Raw genomic sequence first — 15,127 nt, 5'->3', positions numbered from 1 at the left:
GCCCGGGGCGGCGTCAGCGGCGGGCGAGGAGCCGCTCCTCCGGCGCGGCCCTGTAGGGCAGCTTGTAGTAGGCGAAGACCTCGGGTTCGGCGTCGGCGAACAGCTCGCCGTTGATGTCGATCCCTGGAGCGCCCTTGACCTGCTTCTTGTCGTACGCGACGCGGAGGTGGTCCGGGCCCAGCGTGCATCCGGCCAGCGGCACGAACACCAGGCGCTGCCGGGTCGGCAGGCCGATCCGGACCGTGGCGAACGAGGGCTGGTCGGTGAGCGTGTCGACGTAGACGGCCTCCAGCGGCCCGATCTTGCTCCCGGACGGGTCGATCACGTTCCGCCCGCGCCATTGACGGATGTCCTCGATCTCGAACATGTCCTGTCCAACCATAGGTTCTCTGAGGTATTTACCCAGCTCACAGCGGATGAGTCGGGCTCACGGGCGACGGAAGGCGTGGGTCTCCCCGGGCCCGACGTAGGTGGCCCGGTCGCCGAGTCCACGACGCTCCAGCTCGCGCCGGAAGTCGTCCAGGGGCGACTTCATGACGGTGTAGTCGTTGTAGTGGACGGGCACCGCGGACGCCGGGCGGATCGTCTCGACGAGGTCCGCGCCCTGGGCGCCGTCCATGGTGACCACGAGCCCGCCGGGCAGCGTGGTGCCGCCCAGGTGGAGCACGGCCAGATCGATGTCGGAGGTGCGCCGGGCGATCTGCTGGATGCCGTCGAACATCAGGGTGTCGCCGGTGATGTAGAGGCGGAACCGCACGTCGCCGTCCGCAGGGCTGAACTCCAGGAGGCTCCCCATGACCGGCGGCAGCAGCCACTGGGCGGGGCCGGGGGCGTGCCGGCCCGGCATGGACGTGATGCGCAGCAGCGCGCCGTCCTTGACGAGGGTGTGCGCCTCCCAGGTGCGCAGACCGACCGCGTGGCGGAAGCGGTGCCATCCCTGGAGGCGCCGGGCCGCGTGAGGCGTGGTGACGATGGGCAGCCCCCGGTCGAGCTTCGCGCGGGCGACCCGGTCCCAGTGGTCGCCGTGCAGGTGGGACAGGACGACGGCGTCGAGGCGCGGGAGGTCGCCGGCCTGGAGCGCGGGGTCGGTGAGCCGCCGGGTGGACAGCCCGAACCCGAGGTAGGCCCGCTGTCCGCGATGCAGGAAGTTGGGGTCGGTCAGCAGGGTGAACGGTCCGCAGCGCAGGAGCATCGTGGCGTTGCCGATGAACTGCAGCGAGAGTTGGCGTAGTGCGAGGTCCGATTCGGTCTTCATGCCTTTCCCCCTTTGGGCCGGTCATGCCCCTCAAAGGAAGGGCGAACCCCGCGGGGGGACGGCGAGAGGAGTCAGGGAACCCTTGCGGAAGCGGCCCGGGAAGGACGACCCTTGCTTCATAATTCGTGCATCACAAGTTGCGGCAAGGAGCGATGCGTGAGCGACACCGAGCAGGCTCCGCCCGGAGTCGATACCACGGTTCCGACCCCAGCCCGGATGTACGACTATTACCTGGGCGGCACCGACAACTTCGAGGTCGACCGCGAGGCGGCGGAGAAGGTCCTGGCGAACATGCCGGAGGCCGGGGACGCGGCGTGGGCGAACCGCGGCTTCCTGCAGCGCTCGGTGCGATGGCTGGCCGAGCGCGGCGTCCGGCAGTTCGTCGACGTGGGCGCGGGCCTGCCGACGATGAACAACACCCACGAGGCGGCCCAGGCGGTCGCCCCCGACGCGCGCGTCCTGTACGTCGACAACGACCTGATGGTGCGGGCCCAAGCCGAGAGGCTACTGGCGGGTTCCACCGGGACGGCGTTCGTCACGGCCGACTTCCGCGACCCCGACGGGGTGCTCGGGAACGAGGCCGCCGGCAGGATGATCGACCTGACCAGGCCCGTCGCGCTGCTGGTCGTGGCGCTGGTCCACTTCATCCCCGACGAGGACGACCCGTGGGGCCTCGTCCGGCGGTACATGGACCGGCTCGCGCCCGGCAGCTACCTGGTGCTGTCCGCCGGCACCGGCGACCGGCAGGCCGACCGGGCCGTCGGCACGGTCAGGGACGTGTACGCCCGGTCCACCGCGAGCGTCCACCTGCGGTCGCGTGCGGAGGTCGAGCGCTTCTTCACCGGTATGGAGATCGTCCCGCCGTGGGAGGGGGCGGCGGCGAAGGTCTGCTATATCGGTGAATGGGGTGCTGAGGACCCCGACGCGGCCGACAGCGACGGCTCGCGGTGGGCGTACTGCGCGGTGGCGAGGAGGGCAGGATGAGGAAGCCGTCCGTCGAGGAGCTGGGCGTCGACCCGGGCGACCTGGAGTGGCGGCGCTCGCAGACCGACGAGGGCGGCATCGAGGTCGCCTTCGCCGGCGAGTGGACGCTGCTGCGCACGTCCGGGGAACTGATCTCGGTGTTCGACGAGCACGAATGGGCCTGCTTCCTCGACGGGGTGAGGAAAGGGGAGTTCGACCACGCCGTTTCCTGAACCGGCCAGATCTGTGATTCACAAATTCGGAAGGCGTATGCTGATGCCGGCCGTAGGTCGAGGGAGGTGGCGCCGGTGAGCGACGCTTACGGGGCCACCATCGCCAAGCGGGGGCTGGCACGCCGCTTGAAGGAGCTGCGCGTCGAGGCCGGATACACGGCCAACCAGGTCTGCGACCGGCTGAACTGGGGACGGGGAAAGGTCGGCCGGTTCGAGGCCAACAACTGGGTTCGGCCCGAGCTCAGCGACATCCGCGACCTCGCGCGCATCTACGAGGGCAGCGATCTCGACGAGCTGGAGGAACTGGCGGGCCGCGCCCGGCAGCGGGCCTGGTGGCGTGACTACCCCGAGGTGTTCGGCAACGAGTTCCCGGGCTTCGAGAGCGACGCGTCGAGCATCCGGGTGGTCATGCCGCTGGTCCTGCCCGGGCTCCTGCAGACCCTGCCGTACATGCAGGCCCTGCTGTCGGTCGGGACGAGGACGCCGGAGTGGCGGGAGCGCGCGATGCGGGCGCGGCTGCGCCGGCAGCAGATCCTCGACCGCGGCGACGGGACGGCGCCGGAGCTGACCGCGGTCATCACCGAGGCGTCCCTGCTGTACGAGTGGGGGGACCCGGGCGACCGGCGCACCCAGTTCGCCCACCTGCTCGCCGTGTCCGAGCGCCCGAACGTGGAACTGAGGCTGCTGCGCCTCGCCGACGGGATGCACCCGGGCATGTCCACGCTGGTCAACGTCTTCCGGTTCCCCGGCGGCGAGCCGCCCATGGTCTTCCTCGAGAACGACGCGGACGTCCAGGAGATCGGCACCCCCGACGACGTGGAGGCCTATGACGAGATCTTCGAGCAGATCCGCCAGGCGGCACTCGGTCCCGCCGACACCGCGGAGCATCTGAGGAAAGTGATCTCAACCCTGGAGTAGCACCGACATGGACCTCTCTCAGGCACGGTGGGTCAAGGCGACCGCCAGCGCCAGCAGCAACGGGGGCTGTGTCGAGGTCGCCGATCTCGACACGGCCGCGGCGCTGCGCGACAGCAGGACACCGGAGGCCGGGGTGCACGTCGTCTCCCGGTCCGTGCTCGCCGCCTTCTTCGACGACGTGCGGGCGGGCCGTTACGACCGCTGAGGCCGGGCCGCACACGAGATCCCCCAGGGCTGCACCCCCGGGGGATCTCTCTTTGTGCGCGGCCCTCTCTCAGGCGCCGACCACGCTACAGCGCGCGGGGCGGGCCGTCCCGGTACCGCCGGTACGCGCGGGGGACGCGGCGCCGAAGGGTGTTATGAGGGCATTTGGGTGCATGAGTGAACGTCTCACTCTCAGATGCAACTTTCTTGCCATGATGCGGGCCCGGCGGCCGAAGATGTGCAAGGCTAGATCTGTGATTCACACATAGCGACTCGCGAAGCAAAAGACTCATGTCGCGATTGTCTGAAATGCGAATGTCTCCGCTATCCCGAGGTGGGCGCCATGACGAAGACCGCGACGATGTGCGAGATCCCCTGGAGACTGGAGGACGGCGGCTGCGCGGCACTGCCCCTGCCCGCCGACGACTCCATCGCCCGCGTCGCCCGTTCCCACGTCACGGCCCTCCTCCCGGCGCTCGGCCTGTCCGTCCAGGACGTCCACGACATCAAGCTCATGGTCAGCGAGCTCGCCACGAACGTCCTGCAGCACGCCATGCCGCACGAAGGCGCCTCGGCCGCCGAACTCTGGGTCTACCAGCGCGGCGACGGCCAGGGCCGCGACGAGCTGGTCGTCAAGGCGTTCGACACCCACCGGGACTGGCCGGCCTCCGGCACCGCCCCCCACCGGTCCGACCACGGCCGCGGCCTGAAGATCGTCGAGCTCCTGACGCAGGGCCGGTGGGGACACCACCCGTCCCGGTCGCGGCTGCGGACGCCGGCGGCCCGCGGCAAGGCGACCTGGTTCGCCCTGCCGCTCCCGCGCACCGTCCGCCGCCGCGACGTGTGGAGGGTCGAGGGCCCCTACGCCACCAAGGACCTCCGGACCCTGCTGGTCCAGCGGGGCCTCGGCCACTTCCAGCCCGCGGAGGGCGCGGACCGGGCCGCCCTCAGCGACGGCCGCGGCCTGACCGTCTGGTGCGAGGAGGCCCGGTTCCGATGGCGCACCGGCGCCGGGGAGACCGGATGCCTCCCGGTCACCGACATCACCGAGGCCTGCGAGCGGATCGTCGAACTCTGCGAGGCCTCACCCGCCGCCTGATCCGGACTCGCCTGACCCGGACCGCTGCCCGCGGCGCGCCGGCAGCCGGCGCAGGCCCACGAAGATCAGCAGACCGCCGGCCACCAGCAGCAGCACATTCATGATCCACTCGTGGGACGCGTCCCGCAGGTACACCGTCCCCGAGCGGCCGACGTCCCGGGCGCGGGCGGTGCCCCCCTCGCGCAGGCCCTTGCCGCTGCCGTACAGGGCCACGGTGGGACGATCCACCGAGCCGTCGTCGGAGCGGAAGGCCCCGCGCAGCGTGCACGCCTCATGGCCGGGGTGCCGGACGCAGCTCCGCTCGCGCGCGGTGAAGACGCCGGGCGTGCCCTGGCCCGCCCGCGACGCGCGCAGCACGGGCCCGGCGTTGGGGATCACCAGGAAGACCAGGAGCAGGCCGAACACCGCCATGAGCACGCCGAACGGCGTGACCCCCCGCGTGCGCCGGGCCGGCGCGGTCCGCGACTCTTCGAGGGTCACCGGCCGTCACGCCGCTTCGGGGACGGGCCTGCGCTGGAGCGGTGAGGCGCACGAGCAGCGCATGGCTTCGCGCTCGGACGCGTTCGGCCTGCGGTGCAGGTACATCGCCACCACCATGGGGATGGTGACGAGCGTGTTGTAGAACAGGTGCAGCTCCACGCGGGGCACCAGGAGCTGGATGATGCTCGTGGGCGCGGGACGTCCGGCGATGTAGGAGTCGGACATCGCCTGAACCAGCAGCAGCAGGTGCTCGAAGTGGTGCCAGACCTGGATGCCGAGGGAGATCCCCCACCAGGTGCGGGCCCGTCCGGTGAACCCGGGCAGCAGCAGGACGAGTCCGATCAGCATGATCAGCGCGTAGCCGTAGTGCATCCACTCCGAGGTGACCAGCCACGGGAACGGCACGCCCAGCACGCCGCGCGCCTCGGGCACCGGCCAGCCGAGCACCCAGATCTGGACGGCCTGGACGATGTGCTCGGCCCAGTGGGCGATGACGATGAATGCGTAGATGTTCAGGGCCGCGCGGTGGTGACGCGTGTTGAGCAAATGCACCACCGACCGCAGCCCGCCGCGTTCTTCCAGTACGTTCGCCACCGGCGATCACCTTCCACGAGATGACGGGAACCTTCCTCATCTCAACACGTATCGCAGATGAGAGTCTCTTTCGAATTGCCCTGGCCGGCGGCCACAGGTGGACGGTCCGGCCGGTCCCGCCGATCCCGCCATGACTCGACTTATTCCATTCGATCCTGGATACTGTCGCGGCGCGATTTACGGCACATCCCATAAAGGTCCCGCCAGCGGGACCTTTATGGACGGCGGCGCGAGTCCGCGCAGGTCACGAGTGTGAAACTTCATCCTGTCCGGATGCCCGGACGGTGAAAAACCTTCAACGAGGGCGTTAGCGGCGGCCTGGTTGGGCCCCGCTCGCGCGTACTCGATGGCTTCCGGAGTCGCGCGATAACGTCGCGGTCGAACTGGTGTCCGATGTCGCCCTGGCTTGGCGTGACCCGTGTTCACGAAAAGGCGCTCCGGCGCGGGCACATGGCGAGCCGAACCGGAATCGCCATGGCGGTTGAATCGATGGAGGGCGCATCAAGGCGCGTCGCCGGTTCCACGTCTGCCGCGGCGGCTCGACCTGCGCCGGAAGGTCACGCCCAGCGCTCCAGTTCTGCTTCCAGAAGGAGCCGGGAAGGGCCGACCGGCGCCGCGATGTCGCTGATCGAGTCGTATTTCACGATCACTTCCTGGACGGCGAGCGGATCCATCAGGAACCGTCCCCGCGTCGTCGCCTCGTCGTACGCGAGATCGCGCTCGTCCACCGTGAGGACGGTGATCGGCCCGTCGAGGCCCGGATGGGCTCCCGCCTGGTTCTCGACCACGCGGAGGGTGATGTGCGGCAGTTCCCCGAGAGCCAGCAGGTGGGCGATCTGGTCGCGCATGATCTCGCGCGAGCCGATCAGCTGCGCGAGGGCGGCCCAGCTCAGGAACGCGGTCAACCGGGGTGGCGTCTCCCTGTCGAGAACGGCGGACGTGCGCGCCTTCCGTCGCTCCAGGTCGGCGTCCAGGCCGTTTGCCGGCCCGGCCGTCAGCACCGCCCGGGTGTAGTCCGGAGTCTGGAGGAGGCCGGGGACCACCGTCGGCTCCCACATGCGGATCCGGGACGCGCGCCGCTCGAACTCGGCGAGGGATAAGAGCCAGTCGCCCTCGTCCGTCAGGCCCGCGAAGCCGACCAGGTTCGTGAAGATCCCCCCGGTGTTCCAGAGGCGGTCGACGGCCTCGGCGTGGGACGGCTTGATGCGCAGCGTCGCGGACTCGTACCTGGAGACGGTCGAGCGGTCGCAGTCGAGGGCGTCGCCGAGAGCCTGCCCCGACATGCCGTTCGCCTCGCGATAGCGGCGCAGATGGACCGCGATGAGATGCCACATCGAACGTGACGGGTCCAGTGAGTCCCGGGCATGCATGGCCCCTCCGGTTCATCGCGATCCATTCCGGAACGTGGCGAACCTATCGCGGAGAGTGCGGGACGCGGGCCGCATCAGCGGAAACGTCCGAAGAGGACGCACCGCCGCCCAGGGCCCCGCAGGCCGGGCGATCATGGAGGGGGTCGAGGGGAAGGAGCGGCGTGAAGCGGACTTACGTGGTGACCGGCGGCGGGCGCGGGGTCGGACGGGCGATCGTGGAGCGGCTGGCGGCCGACGGCGGGCATGTCGTCGTCGTCGAGATCGACGCGGAGGCGGTCGGCTGGGCGCGGGACCGGGCGGACGTGACGGTGGTCGTGGGGAGCGCGGCGGACGAGGAGGTCGCGGAGCGGGCCGCCGACGCGGCGCAGGAGGCGGGGACGCTCGCCGGCTGGGTCAACAACGCGGCGGTGTTCCGGGACGCCGCCGATCCGTCACCGCGGGAGCTGCTCGGACTCGTGGCGCTGAACTTCGACCCGGCGGTGGTGGGGTCCGTGACCGCCGTCCGGCGCTTCCTGGCCGCGGGGACGGGCGGCGCCATCGTCAACGTCTCGTCGCATCAGGCGCAGCGCCCGGTGCGCGGTTCGCTGCCCTACGCCACGGCGAAGGCGGCGGTGGAGGGGCTGAGCCGCGCGCTGGCCGTCGACTACGGGCCGCGCGGCGTCCGGACGAACGTCGTCGCGCTCGGGTCGATCACCACCGAGCGGTACGAGGGGCTCCTGCGGCGGCAGGAGCCCGCGGAGGCCGCGCGGATCGAGGACGAGATGCGCCTGCTCCATCCGGTCGGGCGGGTGGGGCGGCCGGAGGAGGTGGCCGCCGCCGTCGCCTATCTGCTCTCGGACGAGGCGAGCTTCGTCAACGGCGCCGTGGTGCCCGTGGACGGCGGCCGGCACGCGGTCGGCCGCGATCCCGAGGAGGCCTGAGAACCCCCGTGTTTCCCCGGACCACCTGGGACAACGCGGCAAGTGGGACGCGCGGTCGCGGCCCGCGGTTGGCGTCCGGCCCGGACATGGCCAGAACCCCCCACGGTTCGGTGAATACCGGTACATCTAGGGATTCGTCGATCGGAAGGATGCCCTGGGGTGAGGAAGCTTCTCGTTGCGGGGGCCGCCGCCGTCGCGGTGGCGGGCGGGGTGCTGGTGGCGCCGCCGGCGGAGGCCGCGAGCGCCGTGCAGATCTACCGGGTGTACTACGACTCGCCCGGAAGCGACAAAGGGTCGAACACGTCGCTGAACGGCGAATGGGTGCAGCTGTTCAACACGTCGAAGACGTCCAGGAGCTTGAAGGGGGTCAAGGTTCGCGACAAGACCGGATACACGTACACCTTCGGGTCCTTCACCTTGAAGGGCCGCAAGTCGGTCTACCTTCACACCGGCAGGGGCTCCAACAGCGCGACGCACCGCTACTGGGGCCGGAAGTGGTACGTGTGGAACAACACCGGTGACACCGCGTACCTCCTTTACCCCGATGGCCGGGTGGCGGACAAGTGCTCGTGGGGTCGGACGGGTTCCTCGAAGTACTGCTGAACGGTCCGCGTCGCCCTGATGGCGAGCCACCGGCCCTCGGGCCGGTGGCTCGCCGCCGTTTCGGCCCCGAACCGGCCGCGGGCAGTGGAGGGGCCGTCAGCCGCCGGGGAGGGAGAGGTGGCGGGGGTTCGCGACCGTGACCCTGTCGGTCACCGAGGCTCGTACCGCGGCCACGACCTCGTCCATCCGGTCGTCGAGAGCGCTCGTCCGGATGGCCTCCGCGAGTTCGGCGTCGGTCGCGCACCCGAGAGGCTTCAGCCGGTTCCGGTGGGCGATCCTGTGGGCCTCGCCCAGGAGGAGTTCTCTGCGGGCCATGCGCAGGGCGGACGCGGCGACGCGGGCATGGAAGCGGAGCCGGTCGTCGGGCTGTTCGGCCTGCACGAGGAACGCGCCCACGGCGTCGATGAGAGCGTGGGCGTCCGGCCGGTCGTGCGGTGCGTTGTCCGGCGGGGCCGCGCTCTCCAACGGATCCCGGACGGTCGCCGGCTCCGTCAGCCCCAGCGCCAGCAGCAGGTCGTGCTCCTGCTCGCAGACCTTCCGGCCGAGGACGGCGTACTCGATCGACGGGTCGGAGCCGCTGAGGAACCGCTCGGCCTGGTGGCGGCACAGGATCGTCCAGCGGAGAGTGCCGTAGACCTCCCACCAGTGGAGTTCTTCGAGCGTGGGCGGCGTGCCCCCGGCCGCGGCGTAGCCGGCGAGGAGGTCCTCGCGCGTGCCGAAACCGCCGGCGGGGTGCGGGGAGCCGAACCGCCACGCCTTCACGCAGAGCCAGCCGAGGTCCTCGGCCGGGTCGCCGAGGTGGGTGAGCTCCCAGTCCAGGACGCCGGTCACGCCGCCGGGGGAGATCATCAGGTTCCCGTCGCGGAAGTCGCCGTGGACGACGGTCCGGCCGCGGGGGGCCGGGCGGTGCTCCTCCAGCCAGCGCAGCGCCAGCTCCACCGCCGGGCGGGCCTCGAACGCCGCGTAGTGCTCGGTGAGCGCCGAGAGGGCGTCGTCGTCGGGCAGCCCGGGAACGGGCGCCATCGTGTGCAGCCGGGCCAGGATGCCGCCCAGCTCGCGCGCGAGGCGGGGGCGGACGCCCGCGAAGCGCTCGTCGCGCAGCAGCCGCCGCGGGATCGTCTCGCCGGACAGCCGCTCCATGACCATGTAGGGGGCGCCGTCCAGGTCGTCGCCGTGGTCGGTCAGTCCGGGGACCGGGACGCCGGCCCGCGCGGCCGAGGCGAGCAGGCCGGCCTCGCGGCCCAGGGCGGTGGGGTCGAGGGAGCCGGGCGGGTCGCGGCGCAGGATGAGCGGGCGGCCGTCCGCGTCGAAGGCCCAGGTCTCCCGGCTGGCGCCGCCGGACAGCCGGCGCAGCCCGGTGATCCGCGCGCCGAGCCGGTCCCCCAGTGCGGCGGCGAGGTCGCGGGTCGGTTCCATGGCTCTCCTAGTCGGGCAGGCCGAGGGCGCGGACGCTGAGGGTGTCCAGGGTCTCCAGGAGGCGTTCGGCGCCCTGCGGATCGCTGCCCTGGACGATCCACAGGTACAGGGAGTGGTCGACCATCGTGGCGAGCGCGCCCGCCGCCGTCTCCGCGTCGATGTCGGACGGGACGAGCCCCTCCCGCTGCCAGCGCGCGATCACCCGCGCGGACCGTCCGACCGAGGAGGCCCGGTGCTTGCGCCGCAGCTCCTGGAACTCCTCGTTGAACGTGGCGACCTGCTCGATGATCGCCATCATCCGCGCGTTGCGCAGGTAGGCCTCGTAGTAGGCGCGGTTGGCGCGGCGGACCCGGTCGGCGGGGCCCGGCCCCGCCGACGGCACGAGCGCGTGGTCGGTCATCTCCTCGAACAGCCGGTCGGCGACCTCCAGGAACACCGCCTCCTTGGTGGGGAAGTAGGTGTAGAAGGAGCCGTAGGCGACGCCCGCGTGCCGGGTGATGTGCGCGACCCGGGTCTCCAGGAAGCCGCGCTCCTCGAAGACCTCGCGGGCGGCGGCGAGCAGGCGCTCCCTGGTCCGGGCGCCGCGCTCGGTGAGCGGCCGGGCGCCGGGGTCGTCGCCGCTGGTCATCGCCGTGGTTCCTCTCGCCGGGGGTTGACAACCCGGGAACGGTATCCGAGCATCAGGCAAGTTGATATGACTGTCAAGTCAGCTTCCGCGGCGCTCTCCCGCCGCAAGGAGGTTCCATGAACACCGAGTTCGAGCTGGGCGGCATCAACCATCTGGCGCTGGTGTCGTCGGACATGCGACGCACGGTCGACTTCTACTCCGGCGTCCTCGGCATGCCGCTGATCAAGACCATCGACCTGCCGGGCGGGATGGGGCAGCACTTCTTCTTCGACTGCGGCGGCGGCGACTGCGTGGCGTTCTTCTGGTTCCCCGACGCGCCGGACGGCGTCCCCGGCGTCTCCGCCCCCAGGGGGCGGCCCGAGCAGGGCGAACTGCTCAGCGCCGTCGGATCGATGAACCACGTCGCGTTCCACGTCCCGACCGACAAGTTCGACGAGTACCGGCGGCGGCTCAGGGACAAGGGCGTGACCGTCAGCCCCGTCCTCAACCACGACGACAGCCCGCTGGGCGTCTCCGCCGACGTGCACGACGGCGTCTTCGTCCGGTCGTTCTACTTCCAGGACCCGGACGGGATCCTGCTGGAGTTCGCCTGCTGGACGCGCACGTTCGACGCGTCCGACGTCTCCCACGAACCGAAGACCGCCGCCGACCGGACCGCCGGGAAGGACAGGCATGCCGCGACTGCGTGAGGTCCCCCGCGCCGAAGTCACCGACGAGCAGATCCTCTTCTTCTACGACCGCCTCTTCGCGCCCGACCGCGACCCGGCCGTCGACCACGGCACCGCGACCGGCTCGCCCGGCGACTGGTGGACGGTGTTCGCCCAGTCCCCGGACGTGTTCCGGCACGCCGTCCGCGGCTTCGCCCTGTACCGGGGCGCCGACCTCGACCCCGTCCTGCGCGAGCTCGGCCAGTGCCGGGCCGGGTGGGCGCGCGGCAGCCAGTTCGTCTTCTCCCAGCACTGCAAGCAGATGCGCGCCCTCGGCATGCCCGAGGAGAAGATCGAGTCGATCCCGCACTGGCAGACGGCCGACTGCTACTCGCCCCTCGAACGCGCCGTGCTGGCCTACGCCGACTGCCTCGTCCTCGACGGCGGGCGCGTCCCCGACGGCGTCTTCGAGGTCCTGCGCGAGCACCTCCCCGAGAAGGAGATCCTCCAGCTCACCTACATCACCTGCATGTACGACATGCACGCGACGATGTCGCGTGCCCTGCGGCTGGAGTTCGACGACCGCCCCGAACCGGTCGTCGAGGTCGCTGCGCCCGAGGGGTACGGCGACCGCGACATCTCCGCCGACCTCACCGGGGAGGGTTGATGCTGTTCCCCGTGCCCGACCGCGTCCGGGACGTCCGCGACGCCGTCCACGCCTTCATGACCGAACGCGTAGAACCGGCCGAGCCCGCCCTCAACGCGGGCGACCGCGACGAACTCCTGAAACTGCGCCAGGAGGCGAAGGACGAGGGCCTCTGGGCCCTGGGGCACCCCGCCGAACTGGGCGGCGGCGGCATGCCGTTCCTCGACTACGTCTACGTCAACGAGGTGCAGGGGCGCAGCGAGTGGGGGCAGCTCGCCCTCGGCACGTTCACCCTCCAGGACTCGCTGATGCTGCACAGGTACGCGAGCCCCCGCTGGCGCGAGCGCTACCTCGCGCCCATGGTCGCCGGCGAGGTCTCGCCGAGCTTCGCGATGACCGAGCCCGCCCACGCCGGCTCCGACCCCACCCAGCTCCGGACGACGGCCGTCCTGGACGGGGACCACTGGGTCATCAGCGGCCGCAAGTGGTTCACCACCGGCGCCGGCGAGGCCGCCTACACCACCGTCATGTGCCGCACCGAGCCCGAGGACGCGCCCCCGCACCGCTCGTTCAGCATGATCATCGTCCCGACGGACACGCCCGGCTACGAGATCGTCCGGGAGACGCCCGTCCTCGGGCTGAGCGGCGGCCACTACGAGGTCGCCTACGACGACGTCCGGGTCCCGGCGGACAACCTCCTCGGCCCGCGCGGCCACGGCTTCGTCATCGCGCAGGAGCGCCTCGGCCCCGGCCGCATCTTCCACTGCATGCGCTGGCTGGGCCAGGCCCAGCGCGCCTTCGAGCTGATGTGCGCCCGCCTGGGCTCCCGCGTCGCGTTCGGGGAGCCGCTCTCGGCGAAGCAGCTGATGCAGCAGCACGTCTTCGACTCCTACACCGAGATCCAGGCCGCCCGCATGCTCACCCTCCAGGCCGCCGAGCGGATCGACGCAGGCGACCAGGCCCGCATCGAGATCGGTGCCATCAAGGTCGTCGGCGCCCGCATGCTGCACAACGTCATCGACCGCGCCATCCAGGTCCACGGCGCCGCCGGCCTCACCGACGACACCCCGCTCTCCCGCATGTACCGCCACGCCCGCGAGGCCCGCATCTACGACGGTCCGGACGAGGTCCACATCCAGAGCACCGCCAGACGCATCCTCAAACGGCTCGGCTGAGCGGAGCGGTCCCGTGGCGGCCGCTAGCCGCGTTCCTTCGCGACCGCCTCCCGCACCGCGGGGGCGATCTCCGCGGCCCAGCGGCCGACCGACGTGATGTCCTGGGTGCCGCCCTCGGGCGAGAAGAGGGTGAAGCCGGACGCCCCGTGCTCGACCACGGCGCCGGTCAGCTCCTCGACCCACTGCCCGACGGAACCGCCGATCCAGCGGCCGTCGCGGTCGCGGGTGGCCGGCAGCGGCCGGTCGGTGATGCGCCCGGGGAGGTTGAACACCGTGCGGATGTCCCCGGGGGTGCGGCCGGCGGCGACCGCCGCCTCGTCGACGACCGGCCGCGACGTCCGGTAGCGCTCGCTGAGCCAGTCCGCCGCGTGCCCGGGGATCCACCCGTCGGCCACCCGCCCCGTGGCGGCCAGGGACTTCTTCCCGACCGAGCCGGTCCACACCGGAGGCGCCGCGACCGGGGCCGGCTCGATCCGCTCCACCCGGTAGTGCCGCCCCCGGTGGGTGACCGGAGGGCCCCCGCCCGACAGCTTCCTCACCAGGACGATCGCCTCCTCGAAGGCGTCCACGGCGTCGGACGGCGACAGCCGCGGCACGCCCATGTCGGAGATCCGGTCCCACAGCCCGCCCGCGCCCATGCCGAGCACGATGCGGCCGTCCGAGAGGGCCGACAGCGCCGCCACCGTCCGCGCGAGCATCGGCGCGGGCCTGGTCGGCAGGTTGGTGACGTTGGCCAGGGCGGCGAGGCGCCGCGTGCCCCCGAGGACGAACCCGATGGTCGCGTAGGCGTCCAGGCGCTCGCCGATGTAGGGGTGGTCCGACAGTGAGAAGAGGTCCAGGCCGTCGCGGTCGGCCTGGCGGGCCGTGCGCAGCAGCTCCGGGCCGTCGTCGAAGGTGCTGTGCGCACCGAAACCGAAGACGAGATCATGCACGGACAAGGTTCTGCCTTTCGTTCACCGATGCTCACGCGGTCAGGGCCGGGAAGGCGTCACCAGGCGTGCACATCGGGGGCGGCTCCACAGAAGAAACTCAAAGTTCGTAGTACGAACCGTAATAGTTCGTACTACGAACCGCAAGTCTCTCCAGGGGTGCGGTGTCGCGCGTCAGCCGCCATGGGCGCCGGAGGCTCCTCCTTCGCCCGGTTCGAGGAAGACCGCGGGGACCTCGTTCTCCAGCACGACGCGGCCGAGGAGGGCGGCGAGCGCGCCGCGTTCGGCCTGGCTGAGACCGCCGGTCAGCTCCTCGATCCGCCGGCAGGTCTCGGTGTAGAACTCGTCCGCGAGCTTGCCGCCCCGAGGGGTGAGCGACACCCGTACCGCGCGCGTGTCATGCGGATCCGGTTCGCGCCGGACCAGGCCGTTGCGCTCGGTGCGGTCGACCAGGCCGGTGAGGCTCGACTTGGCCAGCCGCAGCGTCGCCCCCAGTTCGCTCATGCCGTACGGCCGCGCCATCAGCACGCACAGCAACTGGCCCTGCTGCGAGGTCAGGCCGTGCTCCCGGCCCGACTCGGCGTACACGGCGTTCACCAGGAACGAGGACCGCACCAGTGCGGCCGCGATTCCGATCGGGCCGTCATCAGGCTTCACCATTGGGCCAGCGTAACAGCGAGGTGCCCGGCAATTCGTATGACGAACTATGCCGCGCCCGGCGGCTTCAGCGGCCGCCGCGGCGGCCCGGCCGGACTCAGGGCTGGAGGAGGAAGAGTTTCCGGTCGACGCGGTCGAGGGCGCCGCCGCGGCCGAAGACCAGGCCGGTGGCGAAGTCGACGAGGCGTTTGGCGTCGCCGTCCGGAAGGTCCGTCAGGTCCATGAGCACGGGCACGCCCTTGCGGAAGAAGTGCCCCACGTACAGGACCTCGTTGTAGTTCTGGGGACGCAGCGACTTGACCACGGCCCCAGTCTGCCCGGCGCCTTCCCAGGGTCAAGTGACCCACGCCACATGCAAGAAATCTCTTCCGGATGTCGATCCTCCCGCCC

General features: G+C 71.3%; 20 protein-coding genes. 10 read left to right on the top strand and 10 right to left on the bottom strand.

From position 1 onward, the window contains the following. Positions 1 to 13: 13 nt before the first annotated feature. Both AB0C87_RS03330 and AB0C87_RS03325 read right to left on the bottom strand, forming a co-directional pair. Positions 14 to 367: a PRC-barrel domain-containing protein gene (locus AB0C87_RS03330; RefSeq protein ID WP_360576310.1), complete on the bottom strand. Its 354-nt coding sequence runs from the start codon at positions 365 to 367 to the stop codon at positions 14 to 16. A gap of 60 nt (positions 368 to 427) precedes the next feature. Next, complete coding sequence (locus AB0C87_RS03325) at positions 428 to 1,255, bottom strand: MBL fold metallo-hydrolase (RefSeq protein WP_360576308.1); 828 nt, start codon at positions 1,253 to 1,255, stop codon at positions 428 to 430. A 156-nt stretch (positions 1,256 to 1,411) separates the two neighbouring features. Here AB0C87_RS03325 and AB0C87_RS03320 point away from each other — a divergent pair, with 156 nt between their 5' ends. From AB0C87_RS03320 to AB0C87_RS03300, 5 genes are all read left to right on the top strand, one after another. Further along, positions 1,412 to 2,239 (top strand): SAM-dependent methyltransferase, encoded by an 828-nt coding sequence (locus tag AB0C87_RS03320; protein WP_360576306.1) that lies wholly within the window; start codon positions 1,412 to 1,414, stop codon positions 2,237 to 2,239. Next, entirely contained in the window at positions 2,236 to 2,451 is a 216-nt protein-coding gene (locus AB0C87_RS03315; protein ID WP_345171220.1) for a hypothetical protein, read from the top strand. The genes AB0C87_RS03320 and AB0C87_RS03315 overlap by 4 nt, the downstream gene beginning before the upstream one ends. A 75-nt stretch (positions 2,452 to 2,526) precedes the next feature. After that, on the top strand, positions 2,527 to 3,369 hold the full coding sequence (locus tag AB0C87_RS03310; RefSeq protein WP_345171218.1) for a helix-turn-helix transcriptional regulator: 843 nt from the start codon (positions 2,527 to 2,529) through the stop codon (positions 3,367 to 3,369). 7 nt (positions 3,370 to 3,376) lie between these two features. Next, entirely contained in the window at positions 3,377 to 3,574 is a 198-nt protein-coding gene (locus tag AB0C87_RS03305; RefSeq protein WP_345171216.1) for a DUF397 domain-containing protein, read from the top strand. A 342-nt stretch (positions 3,575 to 3,916) separates the two neighbouring features. Next, complete coding sequence (locus tag AB0C87_RS03300; protein ID WP_353833785.1) at positions 3,917 to 4,672, top strand: ATP-binding protein; 756 nt, start codon at positions 3,917 to 3,919, stop codon at positions 4,670 to 4,672. On the opposite strand, the gene AB0C87_RS03295 is transcribed toward AB0C87_RS03300, so the two are convergent. The 3 genes from AB0C87_RS03295 to AB0C87_RS03285 all read right to left on the bottom strand — a co-directional run bounded on the left by AB0C87_RS03295 (position 4,658) and on the right by AB0C87_RS03285 (position 7,116). Next, complete coding sequence (locus AB0C87_RS03295) at positions 4,658 to 5,152, bottom strand: hypothetical protein (RefSeq protein ID WP_360576303.1); 495 nt, start codon at positions 5,150 to 5,152, stop codon at positions 4,658 to 4,660. The genes AB0C87_RS03300 and AB0C87_RS03295 overlap by 15 nt on opposite strands. Before the next feature lie 6 nt (positions 5,153 to 5,158). Then, positions 5,159 to 5,746, bottom strand: a complete 588-nt coding sequence (locus AB0C87_RS03290; RefSeq protein WP_360576301.1) for a hypothetical protein — start codon at positions 5,744 to 5,746, stop codon at positions 5,159 to 5,161. Between the two features lie 557 nt (positions 5,747 to 6,303). After that, entirely contained in the window at positions 6,304 to 7,116 is an 813-nt protein-coding gene (locus AB0C87_RS03285) for a helix-turn-helix transcriptional regulator (RefSeq protein ID WP_360576299.1), read from the bottom strand. Between the two features lie 161 nt (positions 7,117 to 7,277). On the opposite strand from AB0C87_RS03285, the gene AB0C87_RS03280 reads away from it, so the two are divergent. Together AB0C87_RS03280 and AB0C87_RS03275 are read left to right on the top strand one after the other, a co-directional pair. After that, positions 7,278 to 8,036 carry an SDR family oxidoreductase gene (locus AB0C87_RS03280; protein WP_360576297.1) on the top strand — a complete coding sequence of 253 codons (759 nt, stop codon included), beginning with the start codon at positions 7,278 to 7,280 and terminating at the stop codon, positions 8,034 to 8,036. A 159-nt stretch (positions 8,037 to 8,195) separates the two neighbouring features. Beyond that, the gene (locus tag AB0C87_RS03275; protein WP_345171204.1) at positions 8,196 to 8,639 is read left to right on the top strand and encodes a lamin tail domain-containing protein; all 444 of its coding nucleotides are present in this window, start codon (positions 8,196 to 8,198) and stop codon (positions 8,637 to 8,639) included. Positions 8,640 to 8,735: 96 nt separating this feature from the next. On the opposite strand, the gene AB0C87_RS03270 is transcribed toward AB0C87_RS03275, so the two are convergent. Further along, positions 8,736 to 10,055, bottom strand: coding sequence for a phosphotransferase family protein (locus AB0C87_RS03270; protein WP_360576295.1), 1,320 nt, complete (start codon positions 10,053 to 10,055; stop codon positions 8,736 to 8,738). Positions 10,056 to 10,062: 7 nt separating this feature from the next. Further along, positions 10,063 to 10,683, bottom strand: coding sequence for a TetR/AcrR family transcriptional regulator (locus AB0C87_RS03265; protein ID WP_360349741.1), 621 nt, complete (start codon positions 10,681 to 10,683; stop codon positions 10,063 to 10,065). Between the two features lie 116 nt (positions 10,684 to 10,799). On the opposite strand from AB0C87_RS03265, the gene AB0C87_RS03260 reads away from it, so the two are divergent. Genes AB0C87_RS03260 through AB0C87_RS03250 form a run of 3 tightly spaced genes read left to right on the top strand, consistent with a single transcriptional unit; the run spans position 10,800 to position 13,151 of the window. Continuing rightward, on the top strand, positions 10,800 to 11,372 hold the full coding sequence (locus AB0C87_RS03260) for a VOC family protein (protein WP_360576293.1): 573 nt from the start codon (positions 10,800 to 10,802) through the stop codon (positions 11,370 to 11,372). Further along, the gene (locus AB0C87_RS03255) at positions 11,356 to 11,997 is read left to right on the top strand and encodes a carboxymuconolactone decarboxylase family protein (RefSeq protein WP_345171196.1); all 642 of its coding nucleotides are present in this window, start codon (positions 11,356 to 11,358) and stop codon (positions 11,995 to 11,997) included. The genes AB0C87_RS03260 and AB0C87_RS03255 overlap by 17 nt, the downstream gene beginning before the upstream one ends. Beyond that, the gene (locus tag AB0C87_RS03250) at positions 11,997 to 13,151 is read left to right on the top strand and encodes an acyl-CoA dehydrogenase family protein (protein ID WP_360576291.1); all 1,155 of its coding nucleotides are present in this window, start codon (positions 11,997 to 11,999) and stop codon (positions 13,149 to 13,151) included. The genes AB0C87_RS03255 and AB0C87_RS03250 overlap by 1 nt, the downstream gene beginning before the upstream one ends. Before the next feature lie 23 nt (positions 13,152 to 13,174). On the opposite strand, the gene AB0C87_RS03245 is transcribed toward AB0C87_RS03250, so the two are convergent. From AB0C87_RS03245 to AB0C87_RS03235, 3 genes are all read right to left on the bottom strand, one after another. Continuing rightward, positions 13,175 to 14,083, bottom strand: a complete 909-nt coding sequence (locus tag AB0C87_RS03245) for an LLM class flavin-dependent oxidoreductase (protein WP_360576289.1) — start codon at positions 14,081 to 14,083, stop codon at positions 13,175 to 13,177. A gap of 171 nt (positions 14,084 to 14,254) precedes the next feature. Next, positions 14,255 to 14,740 (bottom strand): MarR family winged helix-turn-helix transcriptional regulator, encoded by a 486-nt coding sequence (locus tag AB0C87_RS03240; protein ID WP_345171190.1) that lies wholly within the window; start codon positions 14,738 to 14,740, stop codon positions 14,255 to 14,257. Positions 14,741 to 14,834: 94 nt separating this feature from the next. Continuing rightward, entirely contained in the window at positions 14,835 to 15,041 is a 207-nt protein-coding gene (locus tag AB0C87_RS03235; protein WP_179831795.1) for a cell division protein SepF, read from the bottom strand. Between the last annotated feature and the right edge of the window lie 86 nt (positions 15,042 to 15,127).

The sequence above is a fragment of the Actinomadura sp. NPDC048021 genome (assembly GCF_040653135.1).
GTDB classification, from domain to species: domain Bacteria; phylum Actinomycetota; class Actinomycetes; order Streptosporangiales; family Streptosporangiaceae; genus Spirillospora; species Spirillospora verrucosospora.
This window is presented reverse-complemented; position numbering and strand designations above follow the sequence as displayed.

Coding starts and splice junctions, on each gene's coding strand:
- AB0C87_RS03330 (WP_360576310.1), bottom strand. CDS start 367: ATGTTCGAGATCGAGGACATCCGTCAATGGCGCGGGCGGAACGTGATC.
- AB0C87_RS03325 (WP_360576308.1), bottom strand. CDS start 1,255: ATGAAGACCGAATCGGACCTCGCACTACGCCAACTCTCGCTGCAGTTC.
- AB0C87_RS03315 (WP_345171220.1), top strand. CDS start 2,236: ATGAGGAAGCCGTCCGTCGAGGAGCTGGGCGTCGACCCGGGCGACCTG.
- AB0C87_RS03305 (WP_345171216.1), top strand. CDS start 3,377: ATGGACCTCTCTCAGGCACGGTGGGTCAAGGCGACCGCCAGCGCCAGC.
- AB0C87_RS03300 (WP_353833785.1), top strand. CDS start 3,917: ATGACGAAGACCGCGACGATGTGCGAGATCCCCTGGAGACTGGAGGAC.
- AB0C87_RS03285 (WP_360576299.1), bottom strand. CDS start 7,116: ATGCATGCCCGGGACTCACTGGACCCGTCACGTTCGATGTGGCATCTC.
- AB0C87_RS03270 (WP_360576295.1), bottom strand. CDS start 10,055: ATGGAACCGACCCGCGACCTCGCCGCCGCACTGGGGGACCGGCTCGGC.
- AB0C87_RS03265 (WP_360349741.1), bottom strand. CDS start 10,683: ATGACCAGCGGCGACGACCCCGGCGCCCGGCCGCTCACCGAGCGCGGC.
- AB0C87_RS03260 (WP_360576293.1), top strand. CDS start 10,800: ATGAACACCGAGTTCGAGCTGGGCGGCATCAACCATCTGGCGCTGGTG.
- AB0C87_RS03255 (WP_345171196.1), top strand. CDS start 11,356: ATGCCGCGACTGCGTGAGGTCCCCCGCGCCGAAGTCACCGACGAGCAG.
- AB0C87_RS03250 (WP_360576291.1), top strand. CDS start 11,997: ATGCTGTTCCCCGTGCCCGACCGCGTCCGGGACGTCCGCGACGCCGTC.
- AB0C87_RS03240 (WP_345171190.1), bottom strand. CDS start 14,740: ATGGTGAAGCCTGATGACGGCCCGATCGGAATCGCGGCCGCACTGGTG.